This is a genomic window from Myceligenerans crystallogenes (genome assembly GCF_039529775.1).
Classification (GTDB): domain Bacteria; phylum Actinomycetota; class Actinomycetes; order Actinomycetales; family Cellulomonadaceae; genus Myceligenerans; species Myceligenerans crystallogenes.
Map to the genome: position 1 here is coordinate 594821 of NZ_BAAANL010000002.1, position 26197 is coordinate 621017.

Below are 26197 nucleotides of genomic sequence, written 5' to 3' on the forward strand. Positions count from 1 at the left end.
ACCTGGGAGATCACATCACAGGTACGAAAGGTGAACAAGATCTGGCGTGCTGCGCCGGCCGGCGTCCCGAAGGCTGCCGGAGACGCACGACGGCCCGCCATCCGCGAAGGATGGCGGGCCGTCGTCGCGTCCCTGTCACCTGCCCCGGCCGCATGCGGTCAGGGCCGGCGGAATCAGTTACCCGTCAGCTTCTCACGGAGCGCGGCGAGCGCCTCGTCGGAGGCCAGCGTGCCGCCGGCGTCCTCCTCGGCCGGGGCCGAGGAGTAGGACGAGGAGGACGACGACGCGGCGGCCGGGGCCGCGGCCTCGTCGTCGGTGTCGTTGTCCGCGGCGAGCGCCTCGGCGACCTGCTTGCGGTGCGACTCCCAGCGGGCGTGCGCCTTGGCGTACTCCGCCTCCCAGGCCTCGCGCTGCGTCTCGAAGCCCTCGAGCCACTCGTTGGTCTCCGGGTCGAAGCCCTCGGGGTACTTGTAGTTCCCCTGGTCGTCGTACTCGGCGGCCATGCCGTAGAGCGCGGGGTCGAAGTCCTCGGACTCCGGGTCCACGCCCTCGTTGGCCTGCTTGAGCGACAGCGAGATCCGGCGGCGCTCCAGGTCGATGTCGATGACCTTGACGAACACCTCGGCGCCGACGGCGACGACCTGCTCGGCGAGCTCCACGTGGCGCACGGCCAGCTCGGAGATGTGCACGAGGCCCTCGATGCCGTCCTCGACGCGCACGAACGCACCGAACGGAACGATCTTGGTGACCTTACCGGGCACGACCTGGCCGATGGCGTGGGTGCGCGCGAAGGTCTGCCACGGGTCCTCCTGCGTCGCCTTCAGCGACAGGGAGACACGCTCGCGGTCGAAGTCGACGTCGAGCACCTCGACGGTGACCTCCTGGCCCACCTCGACGACCTCGGACGGGTGGTCGATGTGCTTCCAGGACAGCTCGGAGACGTGCACGAGGCCGTCCACGCCGCCCAGGTCGACGAAGGCGCCGAAGTTGACGATCGAGGAGACCACACCGGGGCGGACCTGGCCCTTCTGCAGCGTCTGCAGGAAGGTGGAACGCACCTCGGACTGGGTCTGCTCCAGCCAGGCACGGCGCGACAGGACCACGTTGTTGCGGTTCTTGTCGAGCTCGATGATCTTGGCCTCGATCTCCTTGCCGACGTACGGCATGAGGTCGCGGACCCGACGCATCTCCACGAGGGAGGCGGGGAGGAAGCCCCGCAGGCCGATGTCGAGGATGAGGCCGCCCTTGACGACCTCGATGACGGTGCCGGTGACGACGCCGTCCTCCTCCTTGATCTTCTCGATCGTGCCCCAGGCGCGCTCGTACTGGGCGCGCTTCTTGGACAGGATCAGACGGCCTTCCTTGTCCTCCTTCTGGAGGACCAGGGCCTCGACGTCGTCGCCGACGGAGACGACCTCGCCGGGGTCGACGTCGTGCTTGATCGAGAGCTCCCGGGAGGGGATCACGCCCTCGGTCTTGTAACCGATGTCGAGGAGGACCTCGTCACGGTCCACCTTGACGATCGTGCCTTCGACGATGTCACCATCGTTGAAGTACTTGATGGTGGCGTCGATGGCAGCGAGGAAGTCCTCCTCGGTGCCGATGTCGTTGACGGCGACCTGAGGTGCGGACTTCGTGGTGGAGATGGTCATTGAGTTCGATGCTCCGATGCGGACATGGCGTAGTTCGGACAGGGACTTGAGGTACAGCATGACGACTGCTCGATGAGGAGCAGACGGTGTGTGGTGTCGGCTCGCAGGCGCACGGCACCGCCGTTCATCCTAGCCACAGCGCCCCGGCCGGTCAACGCGAGGTCGCGCCGGCCGGCCGGGGACGGACGGGAGTCACAGGGCGAGCTCGAGATCCTTGCCCGGGATGGCGTCCAGCAGGGCACGGGTGTACCCGGTGCGCGGGCTGTCGAACACCTCGTCGACGGTGCCCTCCTCCACCAGGCGGCCGTCCTGCATGACCAGCACGCGGTCGGCGATCTGCCGCACCACGGCCAGGTCGTGCGTGATGAACAGGTAGGTCAGGCCCAGCTCCTCCTGCAGGCCGGCCAGCAGCCGCAGGATCTGCGCCTGGACGACGACGTCGAGCGCGGAGACCGCCTCGTCGCACACCACCAGCTCGGGCCGCAGCGCCAGCGCCCGCGCGATCGCGACGCGCTGCCGCTGCCCGCCGGACAGCTCGGACGGGAACCGCCGCAGCAGCCCCTTGCCCAGGGCGACCTGATCGGCGAGCTCCTCGACCCGTTCCCGGCGGGCTGCCTGATCGCCGTAGGCGTGCGCCCGCAGCGGCTCCTCGATCGCCCGGAACACCGAGTACATCGGGTCGAGCGACGAGTACGGGTCCTGGAACACCGGCTGCACCCGGCGCCGGTACGCGATCCGCGCCGCCTGCGTGCGCCCGCCCACCGGCTCGCCGTCGAACGTGATCGTGCCCGACGTCGGCGGCTCGATGTCCAGGATCATCCGGGCGAGGGTCGACTTGCCGGAGCCGGACTCGCCGACCACCGCGACGGTCGAGCCGCGCGGGACGTCGAGGCTGACGCCGTCGACGGCCGTGAAGTCCTTGCCCCGGCCGAGCAGGCCGCGGCCGCGGATCCGGAACACCTTGGTGGCGTCCCGGACGCTGACCAGCGGCGCCTCCGCGCCCGCCTGCCCGGCGGCGGCCTCGGCCTCCGCCTCCGGCGCGAGCAGCGCCTCCTGCAGCACCTCCTCGAGACCGCGCTCGCGCGCGATCTCGATCCGGCGCGACGCCAGCGACGGCGCGGACGCCATGAGCCGCTTCGTGTACTCGTGGTGCGGGTTCATCAGGACCTCGCGCGCGGGGCCCTGCTCCACGATCTCGCCGCGGTACATCACCACGACCTGGTCGGCGCGCTCGGCAGCGAGGCCGAGGTCGTGCGTGATGAGCAGCACGGCCGTGCCGAGCTCGTGCGTGAGGTCCGACAGCTGGTCGAGGATGCCGCGCTGCACGGTCACGTCGAGGGCCGACGTCGGCTCGTCGGCGACCAGCAGCGCTGGCCGGCCGGACAGGCCCATTGCGATGAGCGCGCGCTGCCGCATCCCGCCCGAGAACTCGTGCGGGTACTGCGAGGCCCGCCGGGCGGCGTCGGGCAGCCCGGCCTCCGAGAGCAGCTCGACCGTGCGGCCGCGGGCGTCCCGGCCGGGCCTGCGCAGCCCGTTGTCGATCAGGCCCTCGTCGATCTGGCGCCCGATCGGCATGACCGGGTCCAGGTTCGTCATCGGGTCCTGCGGGACGAGGCCCAGGTCGGTGCCGCGCAGGCTCGCCAGGCGCTGCGCCGAGACCTTCCCGAGGTCCTCGCCGCGGAACCAGATGTGCCCCTCGGCGACCGAGCCGTTGCTCGCCAGCAACCCGAGGACCGCCATCGCGAGCGTCGTCTTGCCCGAGCCGGACTCGCCGACGATCGCGACCGTCTCGCCGCGGCGGACCGTGAGGTTCGCGCCGCGCACGGCGCGCGCGGCGCCGCCCTCGGTGCGGAAGTCGACGGCGAGGTCCTCGACGCGCAGGACGACGTCGTCGGCCGCCTGGGCGCCCTGCGCCGTCCCCGTGTCCGTGCCGTCCGTCAGGTCGATGACCCGCTTCCCCGCGCCGGCGTCGTCGGTGTGCTGCGTCTTCTTCTCGTCGTTCATCGCCGGGTCCTGTTCCTCGGGTCAAGGGCCTCGCGCAGGCTCTCGCCCACGAGCGTGAAGCCGAGGGCGGTGATCGCGATGCACACGCCCGGCAGGATCGCCAGGCGCGGCGCGACCGCGAGTTCCTGCTGCGCGGCCGTCAGCATGCGGCCCCACTCCGCCGTCGACGGCTCGCCGCCGCCGAGGCCGAGGAAGGACAGCGCCGCCGCCTCGATGACCGCGGTGGCCAGCGTCAGGGTGGCCTGCACGATGACCGGGCCGACCGAGTTCGGCAGCACGTGACTCATCGTCACCGCGCGCCGCGTCAGGCCCAGGGCCGACGCCGCCAGCACGTAGTCCTGCCCGCGCTGCGACAGCATCGACCCGCGCAGCAACCGCGCGAAGATCGGCACCTGGACGACGCCGATCGCGACGATGACCGACATCTGCGACTGCCCCGCGATCGCCGCGATCGAGACCGCGAGCAGCAGCGACGGCACCGACAGCATGAGGTCCACCAGCCGCATGGCCGCGAAGTCGACCCAGCCGCCGAACCAGCCCGCGAGCAGGCCGAGCAGCATGCCGCCCGCGAGCCCGAACAGCGTGGACAGGATGCCGACCAGCAGCGAGGCGCGCGCGCCCCAGATCAGCTTGGACAGCACGTCGCCGCCGTAGCGGTCCAGGCCCAGCAGGTAGTCCGACGACGGGCCGGGGATGTGCGTGGGCCGGATCTCGGCGCGGCCCGGGAGCTCGCTGGGCCCGAACGGCGCCAGGACCGGCGCCAGGACCGCCACGAGGACGAACAGCGCGACGATGACGAAGCCGCCGATCGCGACGGGGTTGCGGCGCAGGGTGCGCCAGGCGCGGGACCACACGCCCTCGCCGGAGTGGTCGGTGCCGGCGGTCCCGCCGTCGGCCCCGTGGATGGACGCGGGTCCGGTGTGCAGCGGCGCGGCCGCCGCACCGCCTCCGGAGGTGGGGGGAAGCTCGTTGGCGCTCACTGCTGCCTCCTCGATGTCTTGCGGGACACCCGCACCCGGTCGGCAGCCATGACCGAGGCTCCGCCATTGTCGATCATTGCTGCCTCCTGAGCCGGGGGTCGATCAATCCGTACGACACGTCGACGAGCAGGTTCACCAGGGCGTACGTCACCGCGATGAGCAGCACGAAGCCCTGCAGCACCGGGTAGTCCGCGTTGAACACGGCCTCGGCCAGGAAGCTGCCGATACCGCTGAACGCGAAGACCGTCTCCGTGAGCACGGCGCCGCTGAGCAGCAGGCCCACCTGGAGGCCGATCGTCGTGAGGACCGGCAGCATCGCGTTGCGCAGGATGTGCTCGGTGCGCAGGCGCGACGCCCTGATGCCCTTCGCTCGCGCCGTGCGCACGTAGTCCGCGTTCTGCACCTCGGAGACCGCCGCGCGCGTCATGCGCGCGATGATCGCCAGCGGGATCGTGCCGAGCGCGACGCCCGGCAGGATCAGGTGCACCAGCGCGTCCCAGGCCGCGTCCCACTCGGCGGTGAGCAGGCCGTCCAGCACGTAGAAGTTGGTGGGATGCGTCGCGACCATCGTCGCGGACTGCCGCCCGCTGGTGGGGAACCACCCGAGCTCGACCGCGAACAGGTACTTCAGGATGAACGCCAGGAAGAACACCGGCACGGTCACGCCGATGAGCGACACGACCACGGCCGAGTGGTCGACCACCGAGCCGGCCCGGCGCGCGGCCAGGTAGCCCAGCGGGATCCCGACGCCGATCGCGAACACGAGGGCGACCACGGTCAGCTCGATCGTGGCGGGGAACTTGGTGAGGAACTCCTCCAGGACGGGGCGGCCGCTCATCAGCGAGGTGCCGAAGTCGCCCTGGATCAGGCGGAGGAGGTACTTGCCGTACTGCACGATCAGGGGCTGGTCGAGCCCCATCTCGCGCTCGATCTCCGCGGCGGCCTCGGGCGTGTAGCGCTCGCCGAGCATGGCCGTGACCGGCCCGCCCGGGAGGGCCCGCACCCAGGCGAACAGCAGCACGGAGAGCCCCAGCAGGAGGGGTATCAGCAGCAGCAGCCGCTGCGTGACGAGTCTGAGCATGTGTCGGTCCTTTGGTCCGTGACGAGGCACATGGATGCCCGTGCCGGCGGCGGTCCGCCGCGGGCACGGGCATCGATGTTACGGCCTCTTTGACGGGGGTTGACCCGGGGTCACTCGAACGTGATGGTGTGGTAGACCTCGTCCTGGACCGGCGAGATCGGGTAGCCGGCCACGTCCGGCGCCACGACCAGCGTCGGGACCGGGCTCGCGAGCGGGATGCCCGGGAGGAACTCCATGATCGCCTCGTTGGCGGCCTGGTAGGCGGCCTCCTGCTCCTCGAGCGGGGCGTTGCGGGCGTCGTCGATGGCCTGGAAGACCGTCTTGTCGTCGAAGCCCCACTCCATCGACTCCGTGCCGAAGAACGTGCCGATGAAGTTGTAGGTGTCGTTGTAGTCACCGGTCCAGCCGAGCAGGTGGATGCCGTGCTTCTCGCCGCCCTGGATGGTGTCGATGTAGGTCGGGGCCCACGGCTCCGGCGTCGCCGTCACCGTGATGCCGACCTCCTCGAGGTCCGCGGAGATCGCCTCGTAGATCGCGGCGGGGTCCGGCATGTAGGGGCGGGACACCTCGGTCGGGTAGTTGAACTCGAGCTCGAGGTCCTCGGCGCCGGCCTCCTTCAGGAGCTCCTTCGCCTTCTCGGGGTCGTACTCGTAGGTCGGCACGTTCTCGGAGTAGCCCGAGACGGTCGACGGCACGAACTGCGTGGCGACCTCGGTGCCCTCGGGCAGCGTGGAGGACGCGAGCGCCTCCTTGTCGATCGCGTGGGCGAGCGCCTGGCGCACCAGCGGGTCGTCCAGCGGCTCCTGCTTCTGGTTGATGCCGAGGTAGAGGATGTTGAACGGGTCGCGGTCGAGCAGCGTGAAGCCCGCCTCCTCCAGGGCCGCGACGTCGGCCGGGGCGACCAGGTCGTAGCCGTCGATGTCACCGGCCTCCAGGGCCTGGCGCCGGGCGGTGCCGTCGGCGATGACCGTGAAGACGATCTTCTTCACGTCGGCGATCTCGTCGCGGTAGTCCTCGTTGGCCTCGAGCGTGACGCTCTCGCCGGACTTCCACTCGACGAACTTGTACGGGCCCGTGCCGGTCGGGTGGGCCTTGCCGTACTCGGTCAGCTGCGGGGCGTCGGCGGTGCCCTGCACGTCGTCGGCGCCGAACTCCTCCATCGCGGCGGGCGACTGCATCGACAGCGCCGGGAGCGACAGCGCGGGGATCATCTCGGGGATGGGCGCGTTCAGCGTGACGACGGCGGTCGCGGCGTCGGACGCCTCGCACGAGTCGTACTTGCTGTCCTCGCCCGGGCCGCCGAAGACGGCCTTGTAGTAGTACGAGAGGTTCTCGTGGGCGGCGAGCCCGGTCCACTCGTACCAGCGGTCGAAGTTGGCGCACACGGCCTCGGCGTCGAAGTCGGTGCCGTCGTGGAACTTCACGCCGTCCACGAGGTGGAAGGTGTACTCCAGGCCGTCGTCGCTGATGTCCCAGCTCTCGGCGAGCAGCGGCGCCGCCTCGGCGGTACCGGGCTCGACGCCGACGAGACCCTCGAAGATCTGGCGCGCGACCCGGAACGACTCGCCGTCGGAGGCGAACGCGGGGTCGAGCGAGGACGGCTCGGCCGATCCGGCGAACACGAAGGTGTCCTTCGCGGCGTCGTCGCCGCCGCCGGACCCCTGGTCGCGCTCGCTGGCGACACAGCCGGTGAGGGCGAGGGCGCCGGCCGCGGCGATCGCGACAGGCGCGGCGACTCGCCGCAGTGAACCCAGACGCATGGCGTCTCCTTCCATCGGGTGCGGCGAGCCGGGATTACGCACGCCGCTGCGTGGTGTGCCAAGACTGTAGGTTCCTGTGGGTTGCTTCAGTGTTTCGGCGCCGGAAGCTTGTCCACATCGTGATCGATTCGTGACCGACCCGAACATGCTATGGGAACCTGCCCCGCCGCGCCCTGCGCCGGGCCGGTCCGCGCCGGGGGATGATGGCCGGGTGCGGGATTACGGGTACCGGGACGTGGACGACGACGAGGGCGGGGCGGCCGCGCGCGGGTGGTGGGACGCGAACGCCGGCGAGTACCTCGACGACCACGATCAGTTCCTCGACGGCGAGCTGCGGTGGGGCCCCGAGGGGCTGACGGAGGCGGAGGCCGGGCTCCTGGGCGAGGTCGCGGGCCGCGACGTCCTGGAGATCGGCGCGGGCGCCGCCCAGTGCTCCCGCTGGCTCGCCGCGCGGGGCGCCCGGGTCGTGGCGACGGACATCTCGGCCGAGATGCTCGCCCACGCCCGCGCGGCGGAGAGCTCACCCGAGCCGGGCACGAGCTTGGGTGAGCGACCACGAGGTTCTCGTCAGGTCGTCTCGGGCGATGCCCGCGAACCTCGTGCTCGCTCGCAGAACCTCGTGGCCGGCCAGGGGATGGGGATGGGCAGAGGGGTGGGCATGGGCGTGGGGGTCGTGCAGGCCGACGGGCGGCGGCTGCCGTTCGGGGACGGGGTGTTCGACGTCGTGTTCACGTCGTTCGGGGCCATCCCGTTCGTGCCCGACGCCGGGCGGGTGCACGCCGAGGCCGCGCGGGTGCTGCGGCCGGGCGGGCGGTGGGTCTTCTCCGTGACCCACCCGATCCGGTGGGCGTTCCCCGACGACCCGACCGCGGCCGGCCTGACGGCCCACCGCTCCTACTTCGACCGGCGCCCCTACGTCGAGACCGACGACGCCGGGCGGGTCGAGTACGCCGAGTACCACCGGACGCTCGGTGACCACGTCCGGGACGTCGCGGGGGCGGGCCTGCGGCTCGTGGACCTGGTGGAACCGGAGTGGCCGGACTGGAACACCGGGACCTGGGGCGGCTGGGGCCCGGAACGCGGCCGCTACCTGCCGGGGACGGCGGTCTTCGTCACCACGAAGGAGTGACCCGCGACCGGGCAGGCGCGCGGCCGGGCCCGGACGACCCCCGCACCGCCCGCGGCGTCACGCAGCCACGGTCCCCCGCAGGATCGACGTCATCTTCTTGCCGCGGGCGAGCTCGTCGACCAGCTTGTCCATCCAGCGGATCTGCTGCATCAGCGGGTCCTCGATCTCCTCGACGCGGTAGCCGCAGATCAGGCCCTTGATCAGGACGGCGTCCGGGTTCATGGCGGGCGCCCCGGCGAAGAACGCGCGCAGGTCCCGCTCGTCGGCGATCGCCTCGCGGAGCCCCTCGGCGTCGTACCCGGTGAGCCACGTCAGCACCTGGTCCAGCTCCGCGGTCGTGCGGCCCTTCTTCCCCACCTTCTCGACGTAGAGCGGGTAGATGCTCGCGAAGGGCATCCGGACGACCCGTTCGTAGTTCTTCGCGTCCATCACTCTCTTCCTTCGGTCTCGTCCTTCCGTCTCGGCGCCACCGGAGCCGCGCGCCGGTCTCCGGCCCGCCGTAGCGTCTCCGGCCCGCCGTAGCAGGATGCACCGCCCGCCCGGCAGCCGGTGCGCCGCCGCGTACCAGGATGCCGCGGCGCGCGGCAGTCAGTGCGCGGCCTCGTGCCAGGTGGCGCCGGCGCCGACCGAGACGTCCAGGGGGACGTCGAGCTCGAACGCGGCGGCCATCTGCTCGCGCAGCAGCTTCTCCATCGCCTCGCGCTCGCCGGGGGCCACCTCCACCACGAGTTCGTCGTGGACCTGGAGCAGCAGGCAGGAGCCGAGCCCCTGGGCGTCGATCTCCCGCTGGACGCCGAGCATGGCGAGCTTGATGATGTCCGCGGCCGAGCCCTGGATGGGCGCGTTCAGCGCCATGCGCTCCGCCATCTGGCGGCGCTGCCGGTTGTCGCTCGTGAGGTCCGGCAGGTAGCGGCGCCGGCCCAGCACCGTGGCGGTCCAGCCGGTCGCGCGCGCCTCCTCGACCACGCCCGTGAGGTAGTCACGCACCCCGCCGAAGCGCTCGAAGTAGTCGTCCATGAGGCCCTGGGCCTCTCCCGTGGTGATGCCGAGCTGCTGCGACAGGCCGTAGGCGCTCAGCCCGTACGCCAGGCCGTAGCTCATGGCCTTGATCTTGGCCCGCATCTCGGAGGTGACGTCCTGGGGCTCGACCTGGAACACCCGCGACCCGACGTACCGGTGCAGATCCTCGCCGGAGTTGAAGGCGCTGATCAGCCCCTCGTCGCCCGACAGGTGCGCCATGATCCGCATCTCGATCTGGCTGTAGTCGGCGGTCAGGAGCGTCTCGTACCCCTCGCCCACGACGAACGCCCGCCGGATCCGCCGGCCCGCCTCCGTGCGCACCGGGATGTTCTGCAGGTTCGGGTCGACGGAGCTGAGCCGCCCCGTCGCGGCGATCGTCTGCTGGAACGTGGTGTGGATCCGCCCGCCCGTGCCGACGGTCTTCAGCAGCCCTTCCACCGTGGTGCGCAGCCGCGTGACGTCGCGGTGCGTGAGCAGGTGCTCCAGGAACGGGTGCTGCGTCCTGACGAACAGCTCCTGCAGGGCCGCCGCGTCCGTGGTGTAGCCGGTCTTGATCTTCTTCGTCTTCGGCATCGCGAGGTCGTCGAACAGGACCTCCTGCAGCTGCTTCGGGCTGCCCAGGTTCACCTCGCGCCCGATCACCTCGTACGCCGACGCCGCCGCCTCGGCCACCTGGCCGGCGAAGTGCGCCTCGAGCTCCGTCAGGTAGGCGACGTCGGCGGCGATCCCCGCGTGCTCCATGCGCTGCAGCACCCGCGACAGCGGCAGCTCGACGTCCGCGAGCAGGTGCGTCGCCCCCCGGTCGGTGAGCTCGCCCGCGAGCACCTCGGCCAGGTCCAGGACGGCGGCGGCCCGCGTCGCCTCCGCCTCGCCCGGCACCCCGCCGTCCAGGTCCAGGTCGAGCGCGCCCTGGGCGGCGGGCGCCTGCTCACCGAGGCGCCGCCCGAGGTGGCGCTCGGCGAGGTCCCCCAGGTCGTAGCCGCGCTGGTCGGGGTGGCACAGGTAGGCGGCCAGCTCGGTGTCGAACTCCACGCCGCGCAGGTCCCAGCCGCGCCCGGCGAGCGCGTGCCAGGCCGCCTTCGCGCCGTGCACCACCTTGGGCGCGGACTCGTCGGCGAGCCAGGCCGCGAGCGCGACGTCGTCGTCGGACCCGATCTCCGCGGTGTCGTACACGACCGCGTGCCGGTCGGCCCCGGCGAGCGCGAGCTTCCAGGCGTCTCCGCCCGCGGGCGCCGTCGTCCCCTCGACGTGCAGGCCGAGGCGGCCCGGGCGGGCCCGGAGCCAGCCGGCGAGGCCGCCCGCGGCGACGTCGTCCACCTCGATCTCGACGGTGCCCGCGGCGCCGGTGCCCGCCTCCCCGGCGGGTTCACCCGCCGGGTCGACGGCGAGGATGCGGTCGCGCAGCTGGCCGAACTGCAGCGCGTCGGAGACGCGGTGCACGGCCTCCCGGTCGAAGCCGACGAGGGCGAGGTCGTCGACGCCGAGGTCGAGGGTGACGTCCGTCAGGAGGGCGTTGAGCTCGCGGTTGGTGCGGACCTGATCGGCGTGCTCGCGGAGCTTCTCCCCCGCCTTGCCCTTGACCTCGCTCGCGCGCGCGAGCAGTTCGTCGAGGCCGCCGAAGGTGGTGACCCATTTCGCGGCGGTCTTGGGGCCGACGCCGGGGATGCCGGGGAGGTTGTCGCTCTTCTCCCCGACGAGCGCGGCGAGGTCCGGGTACAGGTGCGGCGGGAGCCCGTACTTCTCCTCGACGGCGGCGGGGGTCATGCGAGCCATCTCGGAGACGCCCTTGACCGGGTAGAGCACGGTGACGTCGTCCCCGACGAGCTGGAGGGCGTCGCGGTCGCCGGAGCAGACGAGCACCTCCATGCCCGCGGCGGACGCCTGGCCGGCGAGTGTGGCGAGGATGTCGTCGGCCTCGATGCCCTCCAGGCTGACGTGCCGCACGTGCAGGGCGTCGAGGACCTCGTGGATGAGCGGCACCTGCGAGCGGAACTCGTCCGGGGTCTTGGCGCGGCCCGCCTTGTACTCGGGGTAACGCTCGGTGCGGAAGGTGACGCGCCCGGCGTCGAACGCGACGGCGACGTGCGTGGGCGTCTCGTCGCGCAGCAGGTTGGTGAGCATGGACGTGAAGCCGAAGACCGCGTTGGTGACCTGTCCCGAGGTGGTGGCCAGCGTGTCGGGCAGGGCGAAGAACGCCCGGTAGGCCATGGAGTGGCCGTCCACGAGGAGCAGGCGGGGGCGGGTCCCGGCGGCGGCGCCGGGGGCGGGAGCGGGGTCGGTTCGCGCTTCGATACTCACGGATGACAACCTATCCCTCGTGACTGACATCGACGACGGGGGCCGTCCCGCCCTCGCTCTGCGTGACATGTACCCCGGCGCCCCCGAGGTGACGGTGATCGACAAGCTCGGCATCGAGCTCACCGAGATCTCCGCGAGGCGCACCACGGGGACCATGCCGGTGGAGGGCAACACGCAGCCCGCGGGCCTGCTGCACGGGGGCTCGTCGGCGGTGCTGGCGGAGACGCTCGCGTCCGTCGCGGCGCAGGTGCACGCCGGCGAGGGTCACCAGGCGGTGGGGATCGAGCTGAATGCGACGCATCACCGCGCCGTGCGCTCGGGAACGGTGACGGGCGTGGCGACGGCGATCCACCTGGGCCGCACGACCGCCTCCTACGAGATCGTCGTCACCGACGACCGGGGCAAGCGGGTGTGCACCGCCCGCCTGACCTGCATGATCCTGGGATCCTGAGCTCCGCGGGGGCCCGGCGGGCGATCAGCCCGCCGCGTGCCCGGCGTGCTCGGCGTGGACCGCGCGCAGGTCGATCGGGCCGGTCTCGGCGCGTTCGCGACGGCGGCGGGCGATGATGTCCTCCAGGCCGCCCCGGCCGAAGCGGCGGCGCGGCTCCGATCCCTTCGCGAACGGGAGATCCTGGGCGAGCTTGCGCAGCAGGGTCTGCGTCGGCACGATGCGGTGCCCGCAGGCCTGCACGAACCCCAGACGGGACAGAAATCGTTGTACCCCCCGCGTCCCCGCGACCGGCGCCGCGTAGACCTCCTCGCAGCCGTGGTCCACTGCAAGCGCTGCCACGGCCCTGAGCAGGGCGTGCCCGACGCCGCGACGCCGCGCGTCCGGGGCCACGAACACCGTGTCGAGGTACAGCACGGGCTGGTTCAGGAAGAGGTGGGGGCCGACCACCCGGCCCACGACGACGCCCACGATCTCGCCGCCGCGCTCGGCGACCAGGATGCGCCCGTCGACGGCGAGCAGCACGCTGAGCTGCCCGGCCAGCCGGTCCGTGTCCCCGCCGGTCACCTGAGCGCCCGCGGGCGACTCCTCGCGCCCGCGGATGGCGAGCTCGGCGACGGCCCGCAGGTCGGCGGCGTCGGCCGACCGCACATCGACTGCCTCACGCACTGGCGCTACCTCCACGACACTCTGGCGCCGGACGCTTCTTGGACACTCGTCCGACTAGCGACCGAGAATAGGCCCGCGGACGCCCTGGAGCCAAGTCCGCAGGCAGGACCCGCGGGCGCCAGCCACCGGACGTTTACGCGCCGTTTCCCGGGCGTTACCGACCGGCCCCGCCGGGACCTGCGGCGATCCGTCGCTCAGGAGTTGCCGACCTGGTCGATGACGGCGTCGGCGACCTCGCGCATCGTGAGGCGGCGGTCCATCGACGTCTTCTGGATCCAGCGGAACGACTCCGGCTCCGTCAGGCCCATCTTCGTCATCAGCAGGCCCTTGGCGCGGTCGACCCGCTTGCGGGTCTCGAACCGCTCCTTGAGGTCAGTGACCTCGGCCTCCAGCGCGCCGATCTGCTGGTAGCGCGAGATGGCGATCTCCACCGACGGCAGCAGGTCCGCCGGGGTGAACGGCTTGACGACGTACGCCATGGCGCCCGCGTCACGCGCCCGCTCGACGAGCTCGGTCTGCGAGAACGCCGTGAGCAGCACCACGGGCGCGGCGTGCGCCTTGCCGATCCGCTCGGCGGCGGAGATGCCGTCGAGCTCGGGCATCTTGACGTCCATCACGACGACGTCGGGCTTCAGCTCGAGCGCCAGGTTCACGGCCGTCTCGCCGTCCCCCGCCTCGCCGACGACGTCGAACCCCGCCTCGCGCAGCGTCTCCACCACGTCCATGCGGATGAGCGCCTCGTCCTCGGCGACGACCGCGCGGCGCTTGGCGCGCACGGGCGCGGGCTCCTCGGCCGCGGCAGGCTCCACCATCGGAGGAAGATCAAGCTCGACCTTGGCGCCGGCGCCGCTCGCGGTGCCTTCGTCGGTGGCCGTGGTAGTGGGGTTCTCGTCGCTCACGGGTCACATCCTACGTCCCGGATATGACACACGGCCCGCCGGGACGTGGTCGGCAGCTTGTTCTTCGTCACCTCCCGCCGCGGCCGGGCCCGGCCGGGCCGGTTCCACATGACGGACACGGCCCGGCGGCACCACGCTGCCAGGCACTTGCTGCCAACCACGGCGTTCCGGGGGATCCGCGCCTGGCCGCGTCCTGCCGTCCCGCAGTTGCCACTGCGAACACCTGTACGCCCGGTCCGGTTCGAACCATGCTCGTGCCGAACCGCCGCGAACCCCGAGGAACCGATGACCACCGATCCACCCGCACCACGCGCCACCCTGCCGGTCACGCCCCGCGTGTCAGTCGTCATCCCCAACTACAACTACGCCAAGACCCTGGGGCTGTGCCTCGGGTCGCTCGTGGCCCAGACCCTCGCGCCGTACGAGATCATCGTGGTCGACGACGCCAGCACCGACGACTCCTGCGAGATCGCGGGGCGCTTCCCGTGCCGGGTCGTCCGGCTCGCCACGAACAGCGGGGTCTCCGCGGCCCGGAACCGCGGGGTCGCCGAGGCCGGCGGGGACATCGTCTTCTTCCTCGACTCCGACGTCGCCCTCGCCCCCGACGCCGTCGAGCAGGCGGTCGCCGCGCTCCGGGCCGACCCGGACCTCGGGTTCGTCTGGGGCGTCGTCGCGCCCGAACCGCTGATCGACGACGGCGTCGTCGAACGCTACCGGGTGCTGCACGCGCACCACTGGCAGGCGCGGTCGGCCGGAAAGGTCCGCACCGCCGTCTTCATGATGGCCGCCATGCCGCGCCATGTCTTCGAGGCGACCGGCCCGCTCGACGAGAACCTCCGCGACTCCGAGGACGTCGAGTACAGCGAGCGCCTCGCCCCGCACCACGACATCCTGCTCACCGGCAGCATCACCGGCCGGCACGACGAGGCCGACCGGCTCGGCGCGCTCCTGTCCGAGCAGTTCCGCCGCGCGCAGCTGCTGGTCCCGGTGGCCGCGATCGAGAAGCACAACCGGGGGCGCGGCCTGAGGGCGAACAGCCCGCTCGGGGCGGGCGCCGCGTGGCTCGCGGCGCTGCTGCTGCCCGGGGCCGTCCTGAGCCCCTGGTTCGCGGTCGCGTCCCTGCTCCTCGGCGTGCTGAGCGTCGCTGCCGACCCCGCGCTCTACCGGTTCGTCCTGCGGTACGCGGGGCCCGGCTTCCTGCCGGTGTTCGCCGGGATCCACTTCCTGGTCCAGGTCACGCTCATCACCGGCGCGATGGCCGGCGCCGTGCGCTGGGTCCTGGACCCGTCGTTCGGGCCCGGGCGCCGGCAGGCGCGCCGGCCCGCCCGGATCGCCTCGTGAGGGCCGCATGACGGGCACGGCCGGTTCCGCGGACGGCGTGCTCCGCCGGGTCTCCCGCCTGGCCGCACGGCCGGGGACGCGGCGCGTCCTCTGGCTGGTCGCCGGCGCCGCGATCGCCGTCTCGCTCCTCCTCGCCGTCCGGTCCACCGTGGACGACGGCGCGCTGGTGTCCCTGCGCATGTTCGGGACCCGGGAGATCGGCTGGGTCCTGGCCGCCGGGCTCGTCACGAACATCGCGGGCGTCTACCTCTCGATGCGCGCGTGGCGGGTGTTCGTCGACGCTCCCGGGACCGACACGCGGTCCGCCACCCGGATCTTCTACGTCGGGTTCCTCAGCAAGTTCGTGCCGGGACGGGTGTGGAGCATCCTCGCCCAGATCGACCTGGGCCGCGCGGCCGGGATCGGGGCCCGGCGGATCGTCTCGGCCTTCTTCCTGAGCATGGCCACCGGCCTGCTCGCGGGCGCCCTGCTCGGGCTGGCCGCCGTCCCGCTCGCGTTCGGGACGTCCGGCCCGGCCACGGCGCTGGTCGCCCTCGGCGCGGCGGGCGCCGTCGTCGTCCTGGCCTGGCCGCGCCTCCTGTCGGGCGCCGTCCGGCGGGCGGTGACCGCGGTGGGCCGCGGGCACGTGGTCGAGGCGGCCGACCGGGAGGTCCGCCTCTCGCTGCTGCTCGCGGCGGGCGGGTGGATCCTGTCGGGCGCGCACGCCGGGTTCCTGGCGCTCGCCGCGGGGGCGGAGCCCGGCCCGGGCCTCGCCGCCGGGATCGGCGGGTTCGCCGCGGCGACCGTCGCCGGGACGCTCGCCGTCGTCTTCCCGGACGGGATCGGCGTGCGGGAGGTCGCCCTGACCGCACCGCTCGCCGCGGTCCTCCCGCTCGACGCCGCGCTCGCCGTCGTGATCACGAGCCGGCTGCTGTGCCTGACCGGCGAGGTCCTGCTGTGCGGCACGTGGCTGCTCGCCGACCGCGTCCGCCGGCGCGCCGCCGCCGCCGACGTCACCGCAGCCGACGACGCCGCCGCGCCCCTCCCGGCCGACGCCGCACCGGCCCCGCCACCGCCCCGCCCGGCACCAGCCGGCCCCAGCCCGCACCGACCGTGAGAGAAGGACAGAACGTGACAGCGACAGGGATCGCGACCGGCCTGCTGAGCGTCGAGGACGCCGAACAACTCTCGGTCGCCGACGTGCACGACCTCTACCGGAAGTACGTGAACCGCAGCCAGGTCAAGCTCATGACCTCGCTCGGCTTCGGCCGCGAACTGGTCGACCACGCCGAGGGCTGCTGGATCCACACGAAGGACGGCCGGCGCATCCTCGACTTCACCGGCGGCGTCGGCGTCCTCAACCACGGGCACAACCACCCGCGGATCCTGGCCGCCCGCCGGCGGTTCCAGGAGCAGTCCCGCATGGAGGTCCACAAGACCTACTTCTCGCCGTACGTCGCGGCCCTCGGCCACAACCTCGCCACGCTGCTGCCCGGCGACCTCAGCATGTCGTTCTTCCCGAACTCGGGGGCCGAGGCGGTCGAAGGGGCCGTCAAGCTCGCGTACAAGTACCACGAGGGCGCGCGCGGGACGATCCTGTCCGCCGACATCGCCTTCCACGGGAAGCTGCTGGGCAGCGGCGGCCTGACGGGCGCGCAGAGCACCTTCGACTTCCCCACGATCCCCGGCATCGACCACTTCGCCTTCGGGGACCTCGGCTCGCTCCGCGACGTCGTCGGCCGGCACCGGCGGCCCGACGGCTCCAGCGACGTCTACGCCCTCCTGGTCGAGCCGTTCTCGGCCACCACGATGCAGGAGTGCTCCGAGGAGTTCCTCCGCGGCGCGCGCGAGCTGTGCACCGCCGAGAACATCGTCCTGATCTTCGACGAGATCCACTCCGGCTGGGGCAAGACCGGCTCGCTGTTCCACTTCATGCGCTACCCGGGCCTGGTGCCGGACGTCATGACCACCTCGAAGTCCTTCGGCGGCGGGAAGTCGTCCATCTCGGGGTACGTGGCGCGCGAGTCGATCTTCCGCCCCGCCTACGACAACCTCCTGGACGCCCTCCTGCAGTCGACGAGCACCACCTACTACGGGTTCGGCGAGGAGGCCGCGACGGCGATCGAGGCGGTCCGGGTGGCCGTCGAGGACGACTACCCGGCGCGCGCCCGCGCCATCGAGGCGCAGCTGGTCGCCGGGCTGAACCGGATCCGGGAGCGGTTCCCCGACCTCATCGCGGACGTCCGCGGCGCGGGCGCCATCCAGGGCATCTTCCTGTCCGGCAGCCCGAAGCTGATCGAGCTCGCGGCCCGCTACGCCCCCGGCGGCCTGAACAGTGACCCGCTGCTGCCGACCAAGCTGATCACGGCCTCCGTGATCAACGCGATGTACCAGCGGCACGGCGTCTACCTCTACTACACGCTCAACGGCAGGAGCCCGCTGGTGGCCGCTCCCCCGCTGGTCGCCGGCGAGGAGGAGGTCTCCTACTTCCTCACGGCGTTCGAGAAGACCCTCGAGCTGGGCATGCCCCAGCTCCTCGCGATGCTGATCAAGGACAAGGTGTGGTCGCTGTGGCAGTGAACGAGGCGGAAGTGAACGAGGCGGACCTGAGCGGGCGCCGCATCGTCGTCACCGGTTCGTCCGGCATGCTCGGCTCCGCGCTGGTGCGCCGCCTCGCCCAGGAGGGCGCCGACGTCGTCGGGATCGACCGGGCGCCCGACGCCGCCGCGCCGCGCGGCGTCGTCCAGGTGACCGCCGACGTCCGGGACGACGACGCCGTCCTCGCCGGGCTGCACGGCGCCGACGCCGTCGTGCACTGCGTCGCCGCGCTGCCGAGCTACCCCGAGGACCAGATCCGCGACATCACCGTGGGCGGCACCCGGGCCGTCCTGCGCGCCGCGCGGCGCGCGGGCGTGCCCCGGTTCGTGCACATCTCGTCGACGGCCGTCTACGGCCTCCCGCTCGTCGTGCCCACGCCGGTGGACCATCCGCGCGAGCCCGTGGACACCTACAGCCGGGCCAAGGCCGACGCCGAGGTGCTGTGCGAGCAGGCCCGGGACGACGGCCTGTGCGTCACGATGCTCCGCCCCAAGACGTTCGTCGGCCCGGGCCGGATGGGCCTGTTCTCGATGCTCTTCGAATGGGCCGACGAAGGGCGCAACTTCCCGGTGCTCGGCGACGGGAACGTGCTGACCCAGATGCTCGGCATCGACGACCTGGTCGACGCCGTCTGCCTGGCGCTGCGCGCGGACGACGACGTCGCCGCGGGCACCTACAACATCGGCGCCGCCGAGTTCGGGACGATCCGCGAGGACTTCCAGGCCGTGCTCGACGCCGCCGGGCACGGCGGCCGCATCGTCTCGCTGCCGCAGCGGCCGGCCGTCGCCGTCCTCGGCGTGCTGGGGCGCCTGGGCGCCTCTCCTGTCTACGGCCGCCTGATCCACAAGCTGCGCCGCCACAGCTACGTCGACATCTCGGCGAGCGTCACGCGACTCGGGTTCAGCCCGCGCCAGTCGAACCAGGACGCGATCCTGGCGACGTTCGACTGGTGGCGCGCCGAACAGCGCGACGCGGCGCCGGGTACCGCGGCGGGCACGGGTCACACCAGCCGCGACGCCTGGCAGCAGGGGGTCCTCGGGCTGGCCAAGGTCCTGTTCTAGCCGGACACTCGATCGAAGGGCACGAACCGTGGATGTGCTGTCCCCCCAGATCCCCCGCACCCAGGCCCCCGTCCCCGCGCGCGTCCCCGCACGGGAACGGATCGCCGGCCTCTGGCGCCTGCTGCGACCCCAGCAGTGGGTCAAGAGCCTCTTCGTCGTGCCGATCGGCGTGCTGGGCGTCACGGAGTGGAGCCTCGGCACCGCGGCCGGCGTCGGCTGGGCGCTGGCGCTGTTCGTCGTCGCGTCGTCGGCCGTCTACGTCGTGAACGACATCCTCGACCGGGAGGCCGACCGGGCCCACCCCGTCAAGCGTTCCCGCCCCATCGCCTCGGGCCGGGTCTCGATCCGGGCCGCCGCCCTCCTCGCGGCCGGGCTGCTGCTCGTGGCCGCCGCCCTGCTCGCCGCCCGGACCGTCCAGGACGCCTGGCCGGCGGGCACCTACCTGGTGATCAACGCCGCCTACACCCTGGGGCTGAAGCGGGTGGCGGTCGTCGACATCGCCGTCGTCGCCTCCGGGTTCGCCCTGCGGTACGTCCAGGGGGCGATCGCGGCCGAGGGCGAGGTCTCCGTCCTGCTCGCCCTGACGATCTTCGCGGCCTGCCTGATGTTCGCCGCGGGCAAGCGCCGGCACGAGATCGGCGTGGCCGGGTCCGCGCACCGGCCGGCCCTGGCGGGCTACTCGATCCCGTTCCTGGACCAGCTCATCGGGCTCGCGGTCGTCACGACGCTGCTCGCCTACGCGCTCCACGTCCAGGCCGCGTTCTCCCCCGGGGTCCCGGGGACCCTGCTGCTCGTCTCGGTCCCGCTGGTCGTCGCCATCCTCGTGCGTTACCTGCAGCTGATCCTCGTGCGGCAGCAGGGCGGCGACCCGTCGAAGGACATCGCCGCGGACCGCGTGACGATCTTCCTCGGCGGCCTCACCGGTGTCCTCCTCGTGCTCGGGACCGTGCTGCCGTGAGCCTCCGGCCACCCCCGACGCCCACCGATACCCGAAGCAACCGCAAGGAAGTGGAAATGACGATCCCCGGCCTGGTCTCCGTCGTCGTGCCGAACTACAACACCGGCCCCGCGCTCGAGCTCTGCCTGCGAGCCCTGCTCGCGCAGACCTACGAGCACACGGAGATCCTCCTCGCCGACGACCGCTCGACGGACGACTCCGTGGAGCTCGCGCGCTCCCTCGGCGTGACGGTCGTGTCCACCGGCGTCAACAGCGGCGCCGCCACGGCCCGGAACACCGGCGCGGCACACGCCCGCGGCGAGTTCATCATGTTCGTCGACGCCGACGTCGCCATGCAGCCCGACGCCGTCGCGCGGGCCGTCGGGATCCTGCGGGCGAACGAGCGGATCGGCGCGCTGTGCGGCACCTACGGCCCGGATCCCCTGATCCCCGACGGGCCGGTCGAGACGTACCGTGCCCTCCACCAGCACTACTGGTTCACCGAGCAGGAGGGCAGGATCGGCACCGTCCACACGGCGATCCTCGTCATCCGCGCAGCGGTGTTCCGCGACGTCGGGCCGTTCAACGCGGCCCTGCGGCACACCGAGGACGGCGACTACGCCGACCGCCTGACCGCCCGGTACGAGTCGCACAGCTCGAACGCGGTGCGCGGCGCGCACGACCACGACGACACGCTCCGCACGATCTTCCGCAAGGTCTTCCACCGCACCCGGCTCCACGTGCCGCTGTACATCCGGCAGCGCGGCCTGCCTGGCGGGTTCGCGACCGGACCGCGCGCGAGCGCGGCGGTGGCGGCGCTGGCCGCGCTGGCGTGCCTCCCGCTGATCCTCTTCTCGCCGCTGTGGGCCGTACCCGCCGTGGCCCTGGTGGCCTGGAGCGTGCTGGCCGACCGCGGGCTCTACGCGTTCGTGCGGCAGTACAAGGGCTTCTCCTTCGCGCTCTTCTTCGCGGGGGTCCACTACCTGGTGAACTGCGTCATCGGGCTCGCCGCCGGCATCGGCCTGCTGCAGTGGATCACCTCGCCGCGGTTCCGCCGCCTGTACGAGCGCCCGGAACAGGCCGGATGACGGCCGTACCGGCCGCACCGAGCGCACCGGCCGCGACGGCGGAGTCCGGGACCCGGCCGTCATGGCGGCCACGGGTCTCCGCGACCGTGCTGGCCCTCGCCGTACTCTGGGGCACCTACGCCCTGGCCGGGGCGCTGCTCGCGGGGCGCTGGTGGGTGTGGAACGGCCTGGGGCTGGCCCCGCCGATCGCCCATGTCGCCGTCCCGGTGCTGCTCGCGGCGGTCGAGCTGGCGGCGGGCGCCCGCCGCCGGCGCGTGTTCGCCGCGACGGCGCTCGCACTGGCCGCGGGCCTGACGCAGACGGGGCTGGTGCCGTACCAGCCCGCCCCGGAGCCCGCCGCGACCGCCGGGCGCGACGTCGTCGTCGTCGGCTGGAACACCTTCTCCTGGGAGCAGGAGAACGACCCGCGCGGGTTCTACGACTACCTGCGGTCCCTGGACGCCGACGTCTACATGCTCCAGGAGCACCAGCACGCCGCCGCGCCGGACGACCGGCCGGCGCCCCTGGACGACCTGGACCGGGTGCGGCGCGAGCTTCCCGGCTACACCGCCGTGGCTGAGGGCGAGTTCCTCACCCTCAGCCGGTACCCCGTGACGGCGTCGTCCGCCCTGGCACCGGACGACCTGCCGCCGCCCCGCACCGACTGGCCGGAGTACTGGGACGTCCGCGCGCTGCGCACGGACGTCCGGGTCGGCGACCGCACCCTCAGCCTCTACAACACCCACGCGCCCGACCTCTTCAACGTGAACCGCTCACCGTTCCAGGCGGACTTCTACGAGGAGCTCGCGGACTCGGCGTCCCGGCGCACCTCCCACCTCGGCGAGCTCCGCGACGACCTGCGCCGCAACCCCCACCCCGTGGTGCTCACCGGCGACCTCAACGTCCAGCCGGGCTCCGCGGACCTGCGGTGGTACGACGGCCTGCGGGACGCGGCCCGCGGCGGTGCCGACCGCTACCCGGCCACCTTTCCCGCGGGCCTGGCGCTGTGGCGGCTGGACTGGATGTTCACGAGCGACGACGTCGGGGTGCTCGACCACGACGTCCTGCCGGACGCCGCCGCGTTCTCCACCCACCGGCCGATCCGCGCGACCGTCCGCCTTCCCTAGACACAGGAGATCCATGCGCACCGATCCGGGGCACTACGACCTGACGGTCGCCCTGACCTACTACGTCCCCTACGTCAGCGGGCTCACCGAGGTCGCCCGCGCGGTCGCGGAGGGGATGGCGTCCCGCGGCGCCCGCGTCGCGGTCGCCACCACCCGCCACGACCCGGCGGCTCCCGCCCGCGAGCGGGTCAACGGCGTGGACCTCTACCGCACGCCCGTGGTGGCCCGCGTCGGCAGGGGCGTGATCAGCCCGCGGTTCACGACCGTCGCGCGCGCCCTGGCGCGGCGCTCGGACGTGCTGAACGTCCACCTGCCCCTGCTGGAGGCCGGCCTGCTGACCCTGGGCCTGCCCGGCACCGCCGTCGTGGCCACGCACCACGACGACGTCTGGCTGCCGTCGAGCGTGACCGGGCGCCTGCAGACGGCGGTCGTCGACCGGTCCGTGGCGCGCGCGCTGCGCGACTCGGCGGCGGTCGTCGTCAACAACGAGGACCATGCGGCGGGATCGCGGCACCGGCACCTCATGGAACGCGCCGGCCTCACTGCCGTCCCCCCGCCGTGCCGCGTGCGCGAGCGGGCGGCGGCGACGTTCCGGGACGGGCCGGGGCCGCACTTCGGGTTCCTCGGCCGGCTGGCGCCGGAGAAGGCTCTCGACCTCGCGGTCCGGGCGTTCCGGACCCTCGAGGACCCCACCGCACGCCTGATCATCGCCGGTGAGGACACGCGCGTCGCGGGCGGCGGCGTCGCGACCGAGCTGCGCGCACTGGCCGCCGGCGACACGCGGGTGCGATTCCCCGGCTTCCTCACGGACGCGCAGGTCAACGAGCTGTACAGTTCCCTCGATGCCTTCGTCCTCCCGTCGGTCGCCGAGGAATCCTTCGGGATCTCGCAGGTCGAGGCCATGATGCTGGGGGTGCCGTCGATCGCGAGCGACCTGCCGGGCATGCGCCAGCCCGTGCTCACCACGGGGTTCGGCCGCCTCTTCGAGGCGGGGGACGTCGCCGCGCTCGCCGCGACGATGACGGAGGTCGCCGCCCTCGATCCCGCGGCACGGGCCGCCGGCGCCGAGCGCGCGCGCGGGTTGTACGGCGCCGACGCGTGCCTCGACCGGTACGAGGCCCTGTTCGCGCGGCTCGCGGCGGAGCGGCGCCCCGCGGGCGCCGGCCCCGTGCGCGCGAGGGACCGCGATGCCTGAGGCCGTCGCCGCGGCCACGGCCGCGTGGGCCGTCCTCGTGCTGCTCGACCTCCTGCTCAACGGCCGCTGGTGGCTGTGGCTCGTCGTCTCGCTGGCGCCACCGCCCGCGTTCGTCGTCGTGCCCGCCGCACTGGCCGGCGCGGCGCTGGCCGCGGGCGGCGCCTGGCGCGACGCCGTCCTGTGGACGTGCGCGGCCTGCCTGGTCGCGGGTTACCGTCGCTGTGGGATCGATCTCACGGCGCTGGTGCGACGACGACGGCCGGTCACGTCCGCCCCGGAGCTGACGGTCTGCGTCTGGAACACCGAGCACTGGTACCAGGGCGGCGAGGCCGGGCCCTTCTACGCCGCGCTGCGCGCGCTCGACGCGGACGTGCTGATGCTGCAGGAGTACCACCACAACAACTTCGACGGCACCTGGTCCGCGATCGACGACCTCGGCCGGCTGCGGGAGGCGTTCCCGGGTCACCACGTGATCGCCGCCAACGGCCAGGTCACCGTCTCGCGCCTGCCCGCACGGCACGTGCCCACGTCCGCGGAGCGCGTCCTGCGGGTGGACGTGGAGGCGCCGTCGGGCACCGTCTCCCTGCTGAACGTGCACGTGCCCGTCCAGCTCCGGCAGATCTCCCCGTTCCGCGCGGAGTTCTACCGCGAGGTACGGGCCCGGGCCCGCCACCGGGACCGGGAGTACACCGCGCTGGCCGCCGACGTGGCGGCCCTCGGGCACCCCGCGCTCGTCGCGGGCGACTTCAACACGAGCCCCGCGATGGGGGACGCGCGGCGGATCCGGGCGCTCGGCGACGACGCCGCCCGGTGGGCCGCCCTGGCGTACCCCCGCTCGTGGCACGCCCGGGGGCCGCGGCTCTGGCGGATCGACTGGGCCCTCGTCCGCAACGGGCTGGAGGTGCACGACTACCGGTTCGACGATGCCGCGGGCATCTCGGACCACCGTGTCCAGCGCTTGGTCGCCGGTGTCGGCACGCGACACCGGCCGAACGAAAGGAGCACATGATGAAGTACCGATTCCTGGGCCGTACGGGCCTCGAGGTCAGCCCGCTGGCGCTCGGCACGATGACGTTCGGCCGCGAGGCGGACGAGCAGACCAGCGTCCGGATCCTCGACGCGTTCGCGGACGCGGGCGGCAACCTCGTGGACACCGCCGACGTCTACAACGGCGGCGCGTCGGAGGAGATCCTGGGGCGCTGGCTCAAGGGCCGGCGGGACGACGTCGTCGTGGCGACGAAGGTCCGGTACAACGTCGCGCGGGGTCCCAACACGCAGGGTCTGTCCCGGCGCCGCATCATCGCCGCCGTCGAGGAGAGCCTGCGCCGGCTCGGCACGGACTACATCGACCTCTACCAGATCCACGCGTGGGACCCGGTGGTACCGCTGGAGGAGACCCTCTGGACGCTCGACAACCTCGTGCGGAGCGGGAAGGTGCGCTACATCGGGGCCAGCAACGTCAGCGGGTCCCAGCTGCAGAAGGCGATCGACATCAGCCGCGGCAACGGCTGGGAGCCCTTCCGGGCGCTCCAGCCGCTGTACAACCTGCTGGACCGCGACGCCGAGCTCGAGCTGCTCGACGTGTGCCGCGACGAGGGCCTCGGCGTGATCGCCTGGAGCCCGCTGCGCGGCGGCTGGCTGACCGGCCGCATGCGGCGCGAGGACGGCGCCCCCGCGGCCGGGACGCGCGTCGAGACCGCCGAGAAGCTGGGCTGGGGTGAGTCGTGGAGCGCCTACGCGTCGCAGGAGCGCACCTGGCGCATCCTGGACACGCTCGACGAGATCGCCGCCGAGCGGTCGCGCCCGGTCCCCCAGGTGGCCCTCGCCTGGCTGCTGTCCCGGCCGGTCCTGACGGCCCCGATCGTCGGGGCGCGCGACGCCGGCCAGCTCGCCGAGCTGCTCCCGGTCCTCGACTGGGAGCTGTCCGCCGGCGAGGCCGCCCGGCTCGACGAGGCGAGCAGCTTCCGGCTGCCGTACCCGTACAACGAGATCTCCAAGGGCGCGGCGGGTCGCTGACCTCGCCGGGAACCGCCGGGGCCACCGCCCCGGCGGTCCCCCGTCGTCGTCAGACCCAGCCGTTGCGCGCCGCGACCACGCCGGCCTCGAACCTGCTGCGCACGGCCCACCGCCGCGCCATGTCGGCGTAGATCCTACGCACCGTCCGGAGCGAGACCTTGAGGCGGTTGCCGACCTGCTCGTCCGTCCTGCCCGCCGCCAGGAGCGCCAGCACCTCGCGCTCCTGGCGCGTCAGCGGCTCCGCCTGCTCGCCGGCGGGCTCGCCCCAGGCGCGCGCCGCGCTCCACTGCTCCTCGAGCAGGGACTCGACGGACCCGAGCAAGCCGCTGTGCGACGACTCCACGATCCCCGCCGACGGGTCCAGCGGATCCGCCGGCAGGAGGATCCGCGACCGGTCGACGATCGCGGCGAACGTCCTGACGTGGGCCCGGAGCCGGAGCGATCCCGTACCGGAGGCCGCGGACGCCGCGAACCTGCGGAAGGGCACCGCGTGCTCGTCGTGCTCGTCGTGCAGCTGCCGCACGACGACGCCCCGGCTCGCCGCCGCGTCGTGGATCTCGCCGAGCGTGTCGAGCCCGATCGCGTCCCGGAACGCCGCGGGCATCGCCACCAGGCACGAGAACCGGGCCGACTGGGCCACCACCCGGTACCGCCGGACGATCCCCGCGACGCCGGACGACACCTCCAGCGCCTCGTACCGGACGTCGTGCGGTTCGGTCCGGTGGAACCTCGCCAGCACCTCGACGGCCCGGCGCACCTCGATCAGGTCCTCGCCGCGGTGGCGCAGCTCGGCGTCCTGCGCGGCGAGCAGGAAAGGAAGTCTCTCGAACAGCGGTGGGCCGAGATCCGGGGGATTTCCCGGACCGGTTTGAATCGGGCTTGCGATCGGCGTTGACATCGTGCCCTCCACGGTTTCTGGGATAACAGTGGCGCGGC

At 72.8% G+C, this 26197-nt stretch carries 22 protein-coding genes; 12 read left to right on the forward strand and 10 right to left on the reverse strand.

The features are described from left to right. Positions 1–173: 173 nt before the first annotated feature. From rpsA to ABD208_RS07460, 5 genes are all read right to left on the reverse strand, one after another. Positions 174–1652 (reverse strand): 30S ribosomal protein S1, encoded by a 1479-nt coding sequence (rpsA, locus tag ABD208_RS07440; protein ID WP_344101127.1) that lies wholly within the window; start codon positions 1650–1652, stop codon positions 174–176. A gap of 192 nt (positions 1653–1844) precedes the next feature. Next, positions 1845–3656 carry a dipeptide ABC transporter ATP-binding protein gene (locus ABD208_RS07445; protein WP_344101129.1) on the reverse strand — a complete coding sequence of 604 codons (1812 nt, stop codon included), beginning with the start codon at positions 3654–3656 and terminating at the stop codon, positions 1845–1847. Beyond that, positions 3653–4561, reverse strand: coding sequence for an ABC transporter permease (locus ABD208_RS07450; RefSeq protein ID WP_344101226.1), 909 nt, complete (start codon positions 4559–4561; stop codon positions 3653–3655). Before ABD208_RS07450 ends, ABD208_RS07445 begins: the two co-directional genes overlap by 4 nt. Before the next feature lie 148 nt (positions 4562–4709). After that, positions 4710–5717: an ABC transporter permease gene (locus tag ABD208_RS07455; RefSeq protein ID WP_344101131.1), complete on the reverse strand. Its 1008-nt coding sequence runs from the start codon at positions 5715–5717 to the stop codon at positions 4710–4712. Between the two features lie 110 nt (positions 5718–5827). Next, positions 5828–7477 (reverse strand): ABC transporter substrate-binding protein, encoded by a 1650-nt coding sequence (locus ABD208_RS07460; RefSeq protein WP_344101133.1) that lies wholly within the window; start codon positions 7475–7477, stop codon positions 5828–5830. A 211-nt stretch (positions 7478–7688) separates the two neighbouring features. Here ABD208_RS07460 and ABD208_RS07465 point away from each other — a divergent pair, with 211 nt between their 5' ends. Next, positions 7689–8606 carry a class I SAM-dependent methyltransferase gene (locus ABD208_RS07465; protein WP_344101135.1) on the forward strand — a complete coding sequence of 306 codons (918 nt, stop codon included), beginning with the start codon at positions 7689–7691 and terminating at the stop codon, positions 8604–8606. Between the two features lie 57 nt (positions 8607–8663). Here ABD208_RS07465 and ABD208_RS07470 read toward each other — a convergent pair whose 3' ends face one another. Both ABD208_RS07470 and polA read right to left on the reverse strand, forming a co-directional pair. Further along, entirely contained in the window at positions 8664–9035 is a 372-nt protein-coding gene (locus ABD208_RS07470; protein WP_344101137.1) for a DUF2200 domain-containing protein, read from the reverse strand. 159 nt (positions 9036–9194) lie between these two features. Continuing rightward, on the reverse strand, positions 9195–11834 hold the full coding sequence (polA, locus tag ABD208_RS07475; RefSeq protein ID WP_344101228.1) for a DNA polymerase I: 2640 nt from the start codon (positions 11832–11834) through the stop codon (positions 9195–9197). A 157-nt stretch (positions 11835–11991) separates the two neighbouring features. Here polA and ABD208_RS07480 point away from each other — a divergent pair, with 157 nt between their 5' ends. Continuing rightward, entirely contained in the window at positions 11992–12375 is a 384-nt protein-coding gene (locus tag ABD208_RS07480; RefSeq protein WP_344101230.1) for a hotdog fold thioesterase, read from the forward strand. Positions 12376–12399: 24 nt separating this feature from the next. On the opposite strand, the gene ABD208_RS07485 is transcribed toward ABD208_RS07480, so the two are convergent. Then, a complete protein-coding gene (locus ABD208_RS07485) occupies positions 12400–13041 on the reverse strand; it encodes a GNAT family N-acetyltransferase (protein WP_344101139.1) in 642 nt (213 codons plus the stop codon). A gap of 194 nt (positions 13042–13235) precedes the next feature. Beyond that, entirely contained in the window at positions 13236–13853 is a 618-nt protein-coding gene (locus tag ABD208_RS07490; protein WP_344101232.1) for an ANTAR domain-containing response regulator, read from the reverse strand. A 372-nt stretch (positions 13854–14225) separates the two neighbouring features. On the opposite strand from ABD208_RS07490, the gene ABD208_RS07495 reads away from it, so the two are divergent. The 10 genes from ABD208_RS07495 to ABD208_RS07540 are packed head-to-tail and all read left to right on the forward strand — an operon-like array spanning position 14226 to position 25261. Next, positions 14226–15281, forward strand: coding sequence for a glycosyltransferase (locus tag ABD208_RS07495; protein WP_344101141.1), 1056 nt, complete (start codon positions 14226–14228; stop codon positions 15279–15281). Between the two features lie 7 nt (positions 15282–15288). Continuing rightward, positions 15289–16377, forward strand: a complete 1089-nt coding sequence (locus ABD208_RS07500; protein WP_344101143.1) for a lysylphosphatidylglycerol synthase domain-containing protein — start codon at positions 15289–15291, stop codon at positions 16375–16377. 14 nt (positions 16378–16391) lie between these two features. Then, complete coding sequence (locus tag ABD208_RS07505; protein WP_344101145.1) at positions 16392–17840, forward strand: aspartate aminotransferase family protein; 1449 nt, start codon at positions 16392–16394, stop codon at positions 17838–17840. Continuing rightward, entirely contained in the window at positions 17831–18919 is a 1089-nt protein-coding gene (locus ABD208_RS07510) for an NAD-dependent epimerase/dehydratase family protein (RefSeq protein WP_344101147.1), read from the forward strand. The genes ABD208_RS07505 and ABD208_RS07510 overlap by 10 nt, the downstream gene beginning before the upstream one ends. 28 nt (positions 18920–18947) lie before the next feature. Continuing rightward, entirely contained in the window at positions 18948–19877 is a 930-nt protein-coding gene (locus ABD208_RS07515) for a UbiA family prenyltransferase (RefSeq protein WP_344101149.1), read from the forward strand. Between the two features lie 56 nt (positions 19878–19933). Beyond that, positions 19934–20944 (forward strand): glycosyltransferase, encoded by a 1011-nt coding sequence (locus tag ABD208_RS07520; RefSeq protein ID WP_344101151.1) that lies wholly within the window; start codon positions 19934–19936, stop codon positions 20942–20944. After that, complete coding sequence (locus ABD208_RS07525; RefSeq protein WP_344101153.1) at positions 20941–22050, forward strand: endonuclease/exonuclease/phosphatase family protein; 1110 nt, start codon at positions 20941–20943, stop codon at positions 22048–22050. Before ABD208_RS07520 ends, ABD208_RS07525 begins: the two co-directional genes overlap by 4 nt. A gap of 13 nt (positions 22051–22063) precedes the next feature. Then, positions 22064–23245 (forward strand): glycosyltransferase family 4 protein, encoded by a 1182-nt coding sequence (locus tag ABD208_RS07530; protein ID WP_344101155.1) that lies wholly within the window; start codon positions 22064–22066, stop codon positions 23243–23245. After that, positions 23238–24254 carry an endonuclease/exonuclease/phosphatase family protein gene (locus ABD208_RS07535; protein WP_344101157.1) on the forward strand — a complete coding sequence of 339 codons (1017 nt, stop codon included), beginning with the start codon at positions 23238–23240 and terminating at the stop codon, positions 24252–24254. Before ABD208_RS07530 ends, ABD208_RS07535 begins: the two co-directional genes overlap by 8 nt. Continuing rightward, entirely contained in the window at positions 24254–25261 is a 1008-nt protein-coding gene (locus ABD208_RS07540; protein WP_344101159.1) for an aldo/keto reductase, read from the forward strand. The genes ABD208_RS07535 and ABD208_RS07540 overlap by 1 nt, the downstream gene beginning before the upstream one ends. Before the next feature lie 49 nt (positions 25262–25310). On the opposite strand, the gene ABD208_RS07545 is transcribed toward ABD208_RS07540, so the two are convergent. Then, on the reverse strand, positions 25311–26159 hold the full coding sequence (locus tag ABD208_RS07545) for a helix-turn-helix transcriptional regulator (RefSeq protein ID WP_344101161.1): 849 nt from the start codon (positions 26157–26159) through the stop codon (positions 25311–25313). Positions 26160–26197 lie beyond the last annotated feature (38 nt).